At 64.7% G+C, this 12,703-nt stretch carries 8 protein-coding genes; 6 read left to right on the forward strand and 2 right to left on the reverse strand.

The features are described 5' to 3' along the window. Positions 1 to 89: 89 nt before the first annotated feature. On the forward strand, positions 90 to 902 hold the full coding sequence (gene dkgB, locus DOM32_RS11210; RefSeq protein WP_110634495.1) for a 2,5-didehydrogluconate reductase DkgB: 813 nt from the start codon (positions 90 to 92) through the stop codon (positions 900 to 902). Between the two features lie 178 nt (positions 903 to 1,080). Next, positions 1,081 to 1,542 (forward strand): EF-hand domain-containing protein, encoded by a 462-nt coding sequence (locus tag DOM32_RS11215; RefSeq protein ID WP_110634498.1) that lies wholly within the window; start codon positions 1,081 to 1,083, stop codon positions 1,540 to 1,542. 126 nt (positions 1,543 to 1,668) lie between these two features. On the opposite strand, the gene DOM32_RS11220 is transcribed toward DOM32_RS11215, so the two are convergent. Together DOM32_RS11220 and DOM32_RS11225 are read right to left on the reverse strand one after the other, a co-directional pair. Then, complete coding sequence (locus DOM32_RS11220) at positions 1,669 to 2,859, reverse strand: amino acid aminotransferase (RefSeq protein ID WP_110634501.1); 1,191 nt, start codon at positions 2,857 to 2,859, stop codon at positions 1,669 to 1,671. 132 nt (positions 2,860 to 2,991) lie between these two features. Continuing rightward, complete coding sequence (locus DOM32_RS11225) at positions 2,992 to 3,978, reverse strand: aldo/keto reductase (protein ID WP_110634504.1); 987 nt, start codon at positions 3,976 to 3,978, stop codon at positions 2,992 to 2,994. A 149-nt stretch (positions 3,979 to 4,127) separates the two neighbouring features. Between DOM32_RS11225 and DOM32_RS11230 the strand changes: the two genes are divergently transcribed. From DOM32_RS11230 to DOM32_RS11245, 4 genes are read left to right on the forward strand one after another with little or no spacing between them, the layout of a single operon-like run. Continuing rightward, positions 4,128 to 5,579 carry a hypothetical protein gene (locus DOM32_RS11230; protein ID WP_071232160.1) on the forward strand — a complete coding sequence of 484 codons (1,452 nt, stop codon included), beginning with the start codon at positions 4,128 to 4,130 and terminating at the stop codon, positions 5,577 to 5,579. Between the two features lie 3 nt (positions 5,580 to 5,582). Next, on the forward strand, positions 5,583 to 6,557 hold the full coding sequence (locus DOM32_RS11235) for a hypothetical protein (RefSeq protein ID WP_244179900.1): 975 nt from the start codon (positions 5,583 to 5,585) through the stop codon (positions 6,555 to 6,557). Further along, entirely contained in the window at positions 6,554 to 11,560 is a 5,007-nt protein-coding gene (locus DOM32_RS11240; protein WP_110634507.1) for a coiled-coil domain-containing protein, read from the forward strand. The genes DOM32_RS11235 and DOM32_RS11240 overlap by 4 nt, the downstream gene beginning before the upstream one ends. Continuing rightward, positions 11,550 to 12,659, forward strand: coding sequence for a Wadjet anti-phage system protein JetD domain-containing protein (locus DOM32_RS11245; protein ID WP_110634509.1), 1,110 nt, complete (start codon positions 11,550 to 11,552; stop codon positions 12,657 to 12,659). The genes DOM32_RS11240 and DOM32_RS11245 overlap by 11 nt, the downstream gene beginning before the upstream one ends. The last annotated feature ends 44 nt before the right edge of the window (positions 12,660 to 12,703 follow it).

The following is a 12,703-nucleotide window of genomic DNA, read 5'->3' on the forward strand; positions in this document are numbered from 1 at the left end:
GGGACTTGAAGAGACCGTTTTTCATCCGCAGTGTCTTACTGTTCGACTGTCGGTCCCGATCGACTTTTTACATCAAGGAGAAAGCATTCATGGCACGTCATATTCTGCCGCAACCCGGTCTGGGAACGTATCGTCTCAAGGAGCAGGCAGTGATCGACTCGGTGACGTCCGCCCTCGAGCTCGGCTATCGCCACCTCGACAGCGCTCAGATGTACGAAAACGAAGTCGCGGTGGGCAAGGCGATTCGCCAGAGCGGCATCGCGCGTGACGAGCTGTTCGTCACTACCAAGATCTGGTGGGACAAGCTCGAACCAAAGCAGTTGACCGCAGCCATCGAGCAGAGCCTCGAGAACTTCGGTCTCGACCGGCTCGATCTGGTGCTGATCCATTGGCCGTCCCCCGACGGCGAGGTGCCGATGGCCGATACCATCGGTGCGCTGGATGCGGCGCGTGCCCGCGGGCTCACCAGGTATATCGGCGTATCCAATTTCACCATCGGCCAGATCGACGAGGTGCTGGCATTGCCGGGCGGCGAAAACGTCGTGACCAACCAGATCGAGGTGCATCCCTTCCTCGCCAATCGCAAGCTGGTCGAACACTGTCAGTCCAAGGGGCTGGAAGTGACGGCCTACATGCCGCTGGCGGTGGGCAAGGTGATGGACGACCCGGTACTTAAGCGCATCGCGCAGGCCCATGATGCCTCCCCGGCGCAGATTGCGCTGGCCTGGATCGCGGCACGCGACATCATCGTGATTCCTTCCTCGACCAAGCCGGCCAACCAGAAATCGAACCTCGAGGCGATGAACATTCGCCTGAGCGACGACGAGATCGAGCAAATCAACCGCCTCGATCGCGGCGACCGTCAAGCCAATCCCTCGTTTGCCCCTCGCTGGGACGAGTGACGCCTGCCCCTGACTGACCCCTGGGTTCCTGACTCCACAGGTCAACGAGCACAAGCGCCGGTTGCCCGTCTCGGACGGGCAACCGGCCTGAACCTTGCGATACGATGCCGAAATTCGATCCCGGCGAATTTTTGCCGAGCCCGCGGGTCAAAGCGTTACCGTTTCAAGAGGATCAGCAATGCGTACACGGATGATGAAAAAGGCAGTGGTATCGGGCCTGGGTGCCGGCTTGGTGGCGGGCCTGCTGGCGCTGCCGGCCTGGGCTCAGGACGCCTCGGTCATGGAAGAGGAGTCGACGCCGGCGGAAAGCTCGGGGCTGAACGTGAAACAGGATAGCGGTGAGCCGCAGGCTCCTGCCAATGCCTCTCAGGTCGATCACGAATCGATCGAGAAATCGGGCGGCGTCGGACAGAAGAATGCCGGCTTCACCGATGGCGGCGCACAGACCCCGGTCGATCAGCGGCCCAATGCGTTGAGTTTCGACCAGCTGGATGTCGACGGTAGCGGCGTCATCGACGAGGACGAAGCGGTCAGCGCCGAGCAGCAGACGATGTTCCAGCAACTCAACGAGGCGGACGCCGGTGGCGTGACCCGGGAACGCTTCGAGCAGGCCATGGGATCGGATACGCTGTCCGAGTGATATTCAACGTCGTATCGACCATATCGTCGTGATCGTGACGTGCCTGCTTATCCAACGAAGAAAACCTTAGATCCAACGAAAAAACCCCGGTCAGACCGGGGTTTTCGACTGGCCATAATGCCAGGTTCAGTCGACGACGGCAGCGATCGCCTTGGCCACGTAGGGCAGGTTCTCGCTGGTGAAGCCGGCGACGTTGGCGCGGCCGGAGCCCACCATGTAGATGCTGAACTCGTCGCGCAGGCGCTTGACCTGTTCCGTGGAAAGGCCGGTGTAGGAGAACATGCCGCGCTGTTCCGCCACGTGGGCGAAGCGCTGATCCAGCCCATAGGGCTTGAGCGAATCGACCAGGTCGCGACGCAGAGAATTGATGCGATCGCACATCTCGGTCAGTTCGCTCTTCCAGAGCTGGGTCAGCTCTTCGGATTCGAGAATGTCGATCACGATGGCGGCGCCGTGCGACGGGGGCGTGGAGTAGTTCTCGCGGGCGACGATCGCCATCTGCGAGCGCACGTTCTCCATCTGCTCGGCCGTTTTGGCGATGACGATCAGACAGCCGGTGCGTTCGCGATAGAGGCCGAAGTTCTTCGAGCAGGAACTGGTGATCAGCATCTCGTCGAGATTCTCGGCCAGCAGGCGCACGCCAAAGGCATCGACGTCCAGGCCATCGCCGAACCCCTGATAGGCGAAATCGACCAGCGGCAGCAGGCCGCGCTCCTGAACCACGGCCAGTACCTGGCGCCACTGATCCTGGTTCAGGTCGAAGCCGGACGGGTTGTGGCAGCAGGCATGCAGCAGCACGACATCGCCCTGCGGGATCTGCTTGAGCGCGGCCAACATGCCGTCGAAGTCGAGACGGTTGTCGCTGTCGACGTACGGATAACGCTGAATCGGGATCTCGGCGCCTTCGAAGATGCCGATGTGATTCGGCCAGGTCGGGTTGGAGAGCCAGATGCTCTTGCCCGGCAACTGGGTGCGGATGAAGTCCGCCGCCAGGCGCAGAGCGCCCGTGCCGCCCGGCGACTGGGTGGCGCTGGCCCGGTTGGCGGCCAGTACCGGCGAGCCGGCACCCAGCACCAGCGGAAGAATCGCCTTGCCGTAGCGGGGATCACCGTGAGAGCCGATGTAGCTCTTGGTCTTCTCGCTTTCCAGCAGACGCGCCTCGGCCTGTTTTACGGCCCGCATGATCGGCGTATTGCCATTCGGATCCCGATAGACGCCGACGCCCAGGTCGACCTTCTGCGGGTTGGAATCCTGATTATAAGCTTCGATCAGCCCGAGGATGGCATCCCCGGGGACGCGCTCGATCTTCTCAAACATTAGCGTGCACTACCTCGCTATTTCTGGGGACCATGACGATCTTTCGACAACTCATGGCATGATGCCACTGCCTATGGCGATCCGCCACTCGGGCCGGGCCGGCTCCTGCGAACGTTTGCTGGAAGCCCACGACTATTCGAAGCCCACCACCTCGTGCGGCACGTAGGGGGCTTCCAGCGCTTCGATTTCATCCGCCGTCAGCGTGATCTCCAGCGCGCCCAGCGCCTGGTCCAGATGATGCGATTTGCTGGCGCCGATGATCGGCGCGGTGATGCCCGGCTTCTGCAGCACCCAGGCCAGCGCGATCTGGGCGGGAGAGACGTTGCGTGACTGGGCGACCTGTTGCAGCGCTTCGATCACAGGCGCGTCCCGCTCGAGCCCCAGCTTCCAGTTGCGCATCTGCTCGTCGCTCTTGGCACGCGTGGTACTGCCTTCGCTGCCCACCGGCTTGCTGCCGGCGAGAATGCCGCGGGCCAGCGGGCTCCAGGGAATGACGCCCACGCCCTGATCCAGACACTGCGGGATCATCTCGCGCTCTTCCTCGCGATAGATCAGATTGACCATCGGCTGCATGGTCGCGAATTTCGTCCAGCCGTTGCGTTCGGCGACATGCTGGGCCTTGGCGAACTGCCAGGCATGCATGCTGGAAGCGCCGATATAGCGCGCCTTGCCCGCCTTGACGACCTCGTGGAGCGCTTCCATGGTCTCTTCGATCGGCGTGTCGTAATCCCAGCGATGGGTCTGGTAGAGATCGACGTAATCCATCCCCAGGCGCTCGAGCGAGGCATCGATGGCGTGGTGAATGTGCTTGCGCGACAGCCCGCGCTCGTTGGGGGACTTGTTGCCGGTGGGGTTGTAGACCTTGGTCGCCAGCACGACCTCCTCCCGGCGCGCGAAATCCCTGAGCGCCTTGCCCACGACGCGCTCCGATTCGCCGTCGGAGTACATGTCGGCGGTATCGAAGAAATTGATGCCGGCATCCAGCGCCTGCTGGATGAAAGGGCGGCTCTGGGCATCGTCCAGCACCCAGTCCCGCCACTGCGGCGTGCCGTAGGTCATGGTGCCGAGGCACAGCGGGGAAACCTTGAGGCCGGTACGGCCGAGACGACGGTAATTCATGAAATTCTCCCGATGACGCGTAAATAAATAAAGGGCGTTCCTTACCATAGCATTCAATGACGGTATCGTTACCCGGATCGCCATGACCCGGCAGACCAACCTTGGCATAATGCGGCGCTTTCCCTCGTTGTTCCCCGTCTGGAGTCGACATGACCGCCTGGAACAAGCTGCTGGTCGCGACGACGCGGCTGCTGGATCTACATGACAGCGCCCACGAGCCGGGCTCGCCTTTCGTGCAGGTGACGCAGGAGCAGCGCCGCGGCCTGCGCGACGGCTACTGGCTCGACCTGGGCTGCCTGCTGCTGGACTATCTGCTGGAGGTGGATTTCGCCACCAACAGCGCCTTCGTCACCCAACGCCGCTGTCTGGCCCACCTGCGCGGGGATTATCCCGACCTGCCCGCCGATGACCTGAGTTTCGTCATCAACCTGCTGGCGACGCCCAGCGAGATTCACTATCGCGAATGGCAGGCGAGCCGCGACGACAGGGAGGAATCCGATGACGACGACGCAGCGCCGGGCATGCGCGGCGGCCGCAGCACCAAGCGCACCGCGCTGATCGAGAAGCAGGGCCAGACCGGCCAGGTCAGGCTGACGCCCAGCGGCCGCCAGGCGGTCACCCTGGCGAGCCAGATCGAAGACCTGCTCTACTCCGAGTACGATGCCGCCAAGGTCGTCGCCGCGCTCTCCCGCGGGGACTACGCCCGCGTACCCGACATCACTCAGCAGATCCTGATGGCGATTCGCGCGCTGACCCAGGAGCTGCGGCGGGTGCGCGAGAACCCCACTCATGAAGGCAAGCTCGCCGCCCTGATGGACAACGAGCGCCACTATCACAACGCCCTGAGCACGATTCAGAGCACCTTGCTCAGCGCCCGCGCGCAGCTCGCCACGCCCGCCCTGATCGCCCAGTTCGACAGCTGGGCCGAGCGCCAGGAAGAGGAGTGGGACCTGCGGATGCTTTCCGGCGCCATCGGCCGTGTGCTGAATGCCATCGAAAACCTGTCGCGGCGGCTTTCCGAACTGTTGTCGGACATCGCCGAGGGCCGGATCCAGTCCATGGGCGTGATCGATTTCGCCGGGCTGGCGCACCGATTGCTGGTCTCGCCGCCGCCCCGGCGCCTGCAGGAAGCGGTCGTCGCGCGGATGATGCCGCTGGGAACGGAAGTGGTGATGCCTCGCGTCGAAACGCTGCTGCCGCTGGTCGAAACCCGCCGCGCCGAGCGCAGCGGGGCGGCGCTGGTCTTCGACGAGACGCGTGACAAGCCCAGCGCCGATCCGCTGCTGGCGCGCTACCTCAAGGCCCGTGGCCCGGCGCTGCGCCAGCGTCTGCGTCAGGCGCCGCTGTCGCTGCCCGACGCGCTCAGCGAAGGCTGGCACCACTTCGAGGTCGGGGCGGATTCGGCCAACGCCGAAACCCTGGATTGCCTGCCGCAACTGCTCAACACCTTCGTCGATACCCAACTGCTCGATACCCGGCTCAGCGTCGGGATCGACGAGACCCCCTTTTCGATCGATCTCCCCGACGGTCGGCGCATCGAAGGCGCCGTCACGCCCTCGCTGCGTCTGCTCGAGACGACGACAGAAGAACAGGAAGTCTGACAAATGAACATGATGGAAATGGGCGAAGTCGTCGCGTATCTGTTGCGCTACCGCACTGCCGAACGCGTGCCCAGCGGCGGCCGCAAGCGCCGTGCGGCACGCGAAGGCCAGCTCTCCGAGCGCGATGTCTGCGCGCTGATCGACGACGCCCAGGAGAACGAGCGCGAGGCGCTGCGGGACTTTCTCGCCGGGCAGGGGCTGCGTCTCAAGGCGTTCGAGTCCGGCGACTATCCCGGTATCGCACCGGGCTCGCGTTTCTTCGCGCTATTGCCCGATCCGGAGCTCGAGCAGCCGCCGCTCTACACCCGCGAGCCGGTGTTCGAGGCACTCAAGCTGCGCCAGGAGAGCCGCACCGAGCTGGCGCTGTGGTACCTGCAGCTGTGGCTTCTGCTGCATACGCTGATCTATACCCGCCTGAACCGCGCGCTGTCCGACGTCAGCCGCTACCAGGAGGCGACCTTCACGCCCCGCGAGCTGGTGGAACTGGTTCGCGATCAACTCGAGACGCTGCGGGGGCTGGGAGATCGCGCGCCGGAGAACAGTCGCGTCCTGCTCGACGAGCGGGGTGAGGACATTCCCCGGCGGGTGAAGGCCTTCATCGATCTGCTGGCCCGTGCCGGCCATCTCGATATGGTGCGCGAGGCCGGCGACGAGGATGTCTGGCAGCAGACGCTGCTCGGGGCGCTGGAAGCCGAACAGATCGGCGTGCACCACCTGACGCATCTGATAGAGCTGACCTCGGCCCAGGAGGACGCCGCTTCGATGCCTCGGGCCGACGTCGAGGACGAAGCGCCGGACGGCACGGAAGTCGACGAGGAGATCCTCGAAACGGCCATGCCGGCCGAGAACGAGGCGCACTCGGAAGCCGACCTGTTCGAGACGGATCGAGCCGACACCGATGCCGACGAGTCGGCCGGGGAATCGACATCCGATGCCACGAGCCAATTCATGGACGAGCCTGGGGAGAATCGCCGGTGAGCGTCATCAACCGTATCGAAATCGCCAACCTTCTCAACAAGCACGGTGATATCGCCTCGCCCTGGGAAGCCAAGATGCGCCACCTGCTGCTCGACCTGCGCGGTCAGTCGAGCGCGGTGAGCATGGAGAACGGCTTCGGCAAGACCACCATGGCCGAAGCGCTGATCGGCATGCTCTCGCGGGATCGGCAGTTGCTGACGCGCACCCGGCGCAAGTGCTCGCCGTCGAAGGTCAACGGAGAGGGTCGCAGCTGGACCCACCTGCGCGTCGAATTCCGCGCCCAGGGGGGTGATGCCCAGCAGGAAGACATGCTCGCGGCGGCCGGAGAAGAGGTCGCCGGCGAGACCTTCGTCTTCGGCATGTACGGCTACAGCGATGGCAGCGGGCTTACGTTCTATCACTACCCGGGCAAGCTGGCCGACGTGCCGGTGCATCACATTACCCGCGACGGCAAGCTGGCGCTCTACGCCAATGCCGATTTCCAGAGCATGCTGCGCAATCATGGCGCCACACGAGCCCACAACCGCGAAGAGTGGCTGGAAGCGGTGGGCGCGCACATCTCCCGGCGCGAGCTGGCGCAGCTGGCGGCGTTCCAGAAGGAGGGCGGCGCCGACAAGAGTCAGATCTTCAACGCGATCAAGCCGCGTGCCGGCGAGAAGGCCGATCAGGCATTCTTTTACGAAGTGCTGGCACCGCAGATTCTCTCCGGCGCCACCCGCGGCGAGACCGATGAAGAAGAAGAGCTGATCGAAGACGTCATCCTGCACTCGGGGACGCGCATCACCGAGCTGCGCCATCGCCTCGCCGAAGCCGAGAGCGATCAGCAGCGCGCCGACGAGAAGGTCGAACGGTTGGCATCGCTCGACCAGGAGGGCGAGGCGCTGCTCGAAGCGCGCAGCCAGCTCGTCATGCAGGATGCGGCACTACTGGAGGCCGAGCGTCTGCTGGGGAGCCAGGCGCTGGCGCCGCTGCCCGGCCTGCCGGGTCGTGGCGCTAACCGCGATGATAATGGTCGCGACAACAATGTTCGCAACGACAATGACCACGACGAAACGAACAAGGAGATCACCGAGGCCGTGGCAGGCCTCGCCTGGGCGATCGGCGATACCGAGCGGCCGCGGGTTTCCACCTGGCTGCTGGCGAAGCTCTCGCACCAGGCGGAGCGCAGCGTGCGTCAGGCGCTTTCCGAACGCGGGGCGCGGGTCGACACCCATCGCCGGCTCGTTCATCTGCCGACGGCCGGCTGGATCGGCGGGCGCGATATCGGTCATGTCGCGTTCGATCAGGCGCGTGCCTGGCTCGCCGACAGCCATGCCTTCAACGACGACGCCGCGCGCTATCGGGCGCTCGGCTTGCTCGAGGATGCCGCCGAAGCGTTCGAAGGGCTGGACGGCAACCGCTTCCGGGAGGAGGTGATCGCCGACCGCGAGTATCGTCGGTCGCTGCGTCTCGATGCCGAACAGCTCGACGAGGAGATGGAGCGGCTGGAGCAGGAGCGCGAACAGCTCGAATCGCGCCAGCGCGACTTCATCGACAATCAGAGCGTCTATACCCAGGCGCTGGCCGAGGGTCTCTTCAGCGAGGCCGAGCTCGAATCACCTGAGACCACGCGTGAAGAGGCACAGTCGGCGCTCGCCGAAGCGCGCAAGGCGCACGCCGATCATCTCGGCCGGCTGGGCGAACTCAAGCAGCCGGCGCAGTGGCACGAGGCATTCGTTCGCGAACATCCCGACACGAACCCGGGCGAGCTGCTGGCGCTGAAGACCGAGCGGCAGGAGACGCTGGAAGCCCAGCTCGCCGAGTGGAACGACGAGTGGACCGCGCTCGACGAGCAGCGCAATTCGCTGCGGGAAACCCTGCAGGCCCGCCGCGAGCAGCGCCAGCGCCTGGAAGGCGAACTGGGGCCGCTGCAGGCCGGCCGCGAAGCCTGGCAGACGTTCGTAGAAGGCTGGCCGGATGCCTCCGCGATCGGCTTCTGGAGCGAGCGCAAGAACGTGCTGGCGGAACTCGAACAGACGCTGGCCCAGGCGCGGCGGGAGAGCGACGATGCTGCCGCGCGGCTGGATCGGCTGACGCCGCTGGCGGATTCCAGCGAGCGCTACCGGCACTGGCATGGCGACGCCTCGCCGGTACATCTGCGCGATACGCTCTATCGCCAGTCCCGCGAGTGTCAGGACCAGCTGCATCGCATCGCACAGGAGTCCGCCCAGTTCGCGGCGCTGGATCAAGCCTATCGCCAGTTCCGTGAACTCGGCGGTGACGCCGCTCCCCAGGCCTGGCTGAAGGATGCCAAGGCGCGTTATCCACGTCTGCTGCGCGAGGCCGAGACGCTGGCCGAGACGATCGAGGCCCGCGAGCGCTATTTGGAGAGCCTCAGCGGCGATCCGCTGGCGCGACAGGCGGCGGAAGCCCAGGCGCATCAACTGCTGGAGGCCCGCGAGATCGGCTTCCGCGCGCTGCACGAGGTGCTCTCCGGCGGCGACGCCGACGACGAACGGTGTCGCGAGTGGCTGGCGCAGGCCGCCGGCCAGTTGTTCGCGCCGGTAGTCGAGGGCATCGATGCGGCGCGGCAAGCCTCCCAGTGCCTGATCGATGCCGGCTGCGGCGTGCCGGTGCTGGAAACCGGACGCCTGCTGGCGCTTCTGGAGCGGGGCGAGCTGCCGCTGGGGGCGGTACAGGGCGTCGAGACGCTGGCGGTGAAGGCGGCGCTGGACCCGGCCTTTCTCACGGCGCTGCGTGAAGAGACCCAGCAGCGGCTCGAGATCGATCGGCAACGCCAGCAGGCGCTGACGGAAGAGATATCCCGACTCGATCCTCACGGCGAGCGTTTCCGTCTGGCCCTGCAGGCGGCGGAAGCGCTGGAGCAAGAGGCCGAGTTGCGCCTGGCCGCGCTGGAAACGCAGCGCATGGAGACAGAAGCGGAGCAGGAGGCACTGACGCCTCGGCTGAGCGAAGCGGCGCTGAAATCGATCGATGATTACCAGCGATATCTGGAAGAGGGCGGCGAGCGGGCGCTGGACGAGGCCCGCGAGGCGCGCGAACTGGCCGTGGAAAGGCTCGAAACGCTGCAGCCGCAGCGTGAACAGGCGGCCCGCGAGCTCGAGACGCATGGCAGCAACTGGCTGGCGGCGGAACGCTTCGCCGAGGCCGGCGGGGTCGAGCGTCTGCGCGAAATCGATGCCAGCCTGGAGGCGTTGACCGAAGAGATCGCCGAGCTGGACGAGCGCGTCGCCGAGCTGACGCTGCGCAGCGAGGAGCTCGACGAGCGGCGCAGCCAATGCCGCGAGCAACTGAGCGGGCTGTTCGCCGACGGCGAGCGCGAGCGTCTGCGTCGTCTGGATCGGTTCGTTGCCGAGGGCGGCCCGGCATTCATGGATCAGGCCGAAGCGCGGGAAGCGGAGCTGACCGCGGCACTGGCTCAGGCCAGCCGGCGTGCCGATTTCGATTTCGCCCGCATTCGCGCCTTCCTTCAGGTACGTGACGAAAAAGGCGGCAATCGCACCCTCGAGCGGGATATCGGCCGAGTGAAACAGTCGCTCAACGATACGCGCGACAAGCGCAAGCGCAATACCCGCGAACAGAGCGAGATCGACTCGCGCCTCGCTCGCCACCAGCAGGCACTCAACGTGACCGATCAGTTGGCGGTGGCTTGGCTCGAAGTGCTGCGGCAGCTGCCGGAAGGCTGGTCCGAGCGCGCACTAGCCGACGCCAACGCCGGCTGGCCGTCCGATCACGCCGAGGCCGAGCGTCTCGACGCCGCCATGGCCGAATGGCGGCGCTGGCAGGTCGCACCGCTCGATGCTTTCAGCGAAGGGGCTGGTGAAAGTTCTGGTGAAGATTCCGGCGCAGATGCGAGCGTTCAGCCGTTCGAGCTGGAAGCGCTCGAAACCTGCCAGCAGACGCTGCTCGAAGGGCTCGGCAGTCTCAATCTGGGCGAACGGGCGCGCAACCGCGAACGCCAGGCGCGGGACGTGGCGGCCAGGGAAAAGGCGCTGGCGTCGTCGCTGGAAGCGGCCAGCGCCAGCCGGCTGTTCAACGAGTCCGAACGCGCCCGGCTGGGGACGCTGGAAGGCGTCACGCCGGAAGCGCTGGAGTCGCTGCGCGGCCTCCATCGCCAGCTCGAAGGCCAGCTCAACGAGCATCGCAGCCGGGTGACGCGGCTGCATGCCTCCCGCGAGCAGATCGAGGATACGCTGGTCGAGCGTCTCAGCTCGATCATCATCGACGCCGCCGGCAACCTGGAGATCCTGCGGCGGGTGGCTCGCCGCTCCCCCGATGGCGGTGCCTACTTCGAGGTCAAGGCGGATCTGATCGCCGACGAGTCGGTGCGTGAGCTGATCCACCAGTTGCTGGCCGACATCGATGCCCATCTCGCGGTGCAGCGCCGCCGGCTCGAGCAGGCGGGTGACGGCACACAGGCCAGGGGCGGTCGCGACGACGATCTGACCCGCCAGATTCGCCGGCGCATCTATCGCGGCCTGTTCCGCGACGTCACCATTCGCATCAAGCACGACGCCATTCGTCCACACGGCCGCCTGTTCTCGCTCAACGAGGATATGTCGGAAGGCCAGCGCGAGGCCGTTTCGCTGATGTGGCTGGTGAAGCTCTCCGAGTTCGCCATCGAACGGGAGCTGCGCGAACTGCCGGGTAGCCACAAGCGTCGTGCCCGCGCCAGCCGCGAGAGCGTCATCCTGCTCGACGGCCTGTTCTCCAAGCTCTCGCATCGGCGCCTGATCCAGGACTCGCTGGAGTCGCTGCGCAATACCCGCGGACGCTTCCAGATGATCGGGCTGATCCACAACCCCAACTACGAGAATGACCCCAGCATCTTCCCCACCTACCTGGTCGGCAGCGTGATCGGTGGGCAACAGGGGCAGGGCGGTCACGTCATCGTGCGGGAAGGTCGGCAGGTCTCACCCGAGGAAACGGGGCGCGGCGAAGGCGAGGCGAGCCTGTTCGGGATTCATGTGACCCGGGCAAAGGAATCCGTTGATGAACCGTAATCGGCAGCTGCTGAACCCGACGGCGCTGGCACTGCTCGAGAACATGGAAGCCACATGGCGCAAGAGAGCGCGCCTAGAGCAGACGCCGCCCCGAAGTAAGGCCGATACGCTCGGCAAACGCCTGCTCAGGGGAGATGTCTGCCGTTCGTTGCATGAAGGTCGGCAGGCGCTCATTGAACTTTACCGTTGCGGCTTTATTAGCCTGCCTCAAGGAGGTGGCGAGACTGCTTTATCTCCGCTGAATGGGTTGAATCCTTTCGTTTCTCTTTCAGAGGATCATGCCGCTGATTTACAGGACGCCATGGAGGCTGCACATCCGGTCTTGCCGCTGACAGAGGAGCAGAGGCGGGCGTGGAATCGCGCCCTGGATGGCCCGCTTGGGGAGTGGTCACTAGAGGATCAACGCCGACTGGCTGACGGTTTCCGTTGTATGGTGAACGACGTGCCTGGAATTTATGCGCTGACCGCCTTCCAGGCCAGTGCGCGCTATCTCTTGGGTAGTAGCAAGCTGCTAGGCAGTTTGTTGCCGCTGGCGCGGACGTTCGGTATTGATCCCCAGAAGTTTGCGCGGCCAATAGTACGTGTTCTGCTAGCGGCACCGGAAGCGCCTGAATCGATCCTGTTGATCGAGAACCCGCAGAGCTTTGACCAGGCATGCCGTTGTGGTCTTGATCAACGTATGGCGCTGATTTGCAGCTTCGGCTACGGCCTGTCACTCGCAGAAGTGTTGGATCGGCCCGATGATGTCCGATTGATTGGTGACAATCAGTCGACCTTGGGCTTGTCGGAGCTCCTGTCACTACCTAATCCAGCTTATTGGGGAGATCTGGATCCTGAAGGCTTTCGCATTTATCAGCGCCTGAAACGCGCTTTGCCAGGTCTGGTTCTCTCCGCTCTCTATCAGCCCATGATTGACGCCATGTCCGCAGATGTCAGTCATCCATTGACTCGGGCTACCGGAAAGCGGGGTCAGTTGGCCGCTGAGACGGCGCGCGGACTCGACCAGGAATATCTCGATGACGCTGCGGTCCGCACATTGGCAGGAGATTCTATTCCGGATTCTCGGTGGCCCGGCCACTTGCGAGGAGATAGCGCCTGAAAGCAAAACATCCAGAGCCCGTTCACGAACTCTGGATGTTGTTA

The sequence above is a fragment of the Salinicola salarius genome, from assembly GCF_003206135.1.
In the GTDB taxonomy this organism is placed as follows: Bacteria; Pseudomonadota; Gammaproteobacteria; order Pseudomonadales; family Halomonadaceae; genus Salinicola; species Salinicola salarius.

Coding starts and splice junctions, on each gene's coding strand:
- DOM32_RS11215 (WP_110634498.1), top strand. CDS start 1,081: ATGCGTACACGGATGATGAAAAAGGCAGTGGTATCGGGCCTGGGTGCC.
- DOM32_RS11235 (WP_244179900.1), top strand. CDS start 5,583: ATGAACATGATGGAAATGGGCGAAGTCGTCGCGTATCTGTTGCGCTAC.
- DOM32_RS11230 (WP_071232160.1), top strand. CDS start 4,128: ATGACCGCCTGGAACAAGCTGCTGGTCGCGACGACGCGGCTGCTGGAT.
- DOM32_RS11245 (WP_110634509.1), top strand. CDS start 11,550: ATGAACCGTAATCGGCAGCTGCTGAACCCGACGGCGCTGGCACTGCTC.
- DOM32_RS11225 (WP_110634504.1), bottom strand. CDS start 3,978: ATGAATTACCGTCGTCTCGGCCGTACCGGCCTCAAGGTTTCCCCGCTG.
- dkgB (WP_110634495.1), top strand. CDS start 90: ATGGCACGTCATATTCTGCCGCAACCCGGTCTGGGAACGTATCGTCTC.
- DOM32_RS11220 (WP_110634501.1), bottom strand. CDS start 2,859: ATGTTTGAGAAGATCGAGCGCGTCCCCGGGGATGCCATCCTCGGGCTG.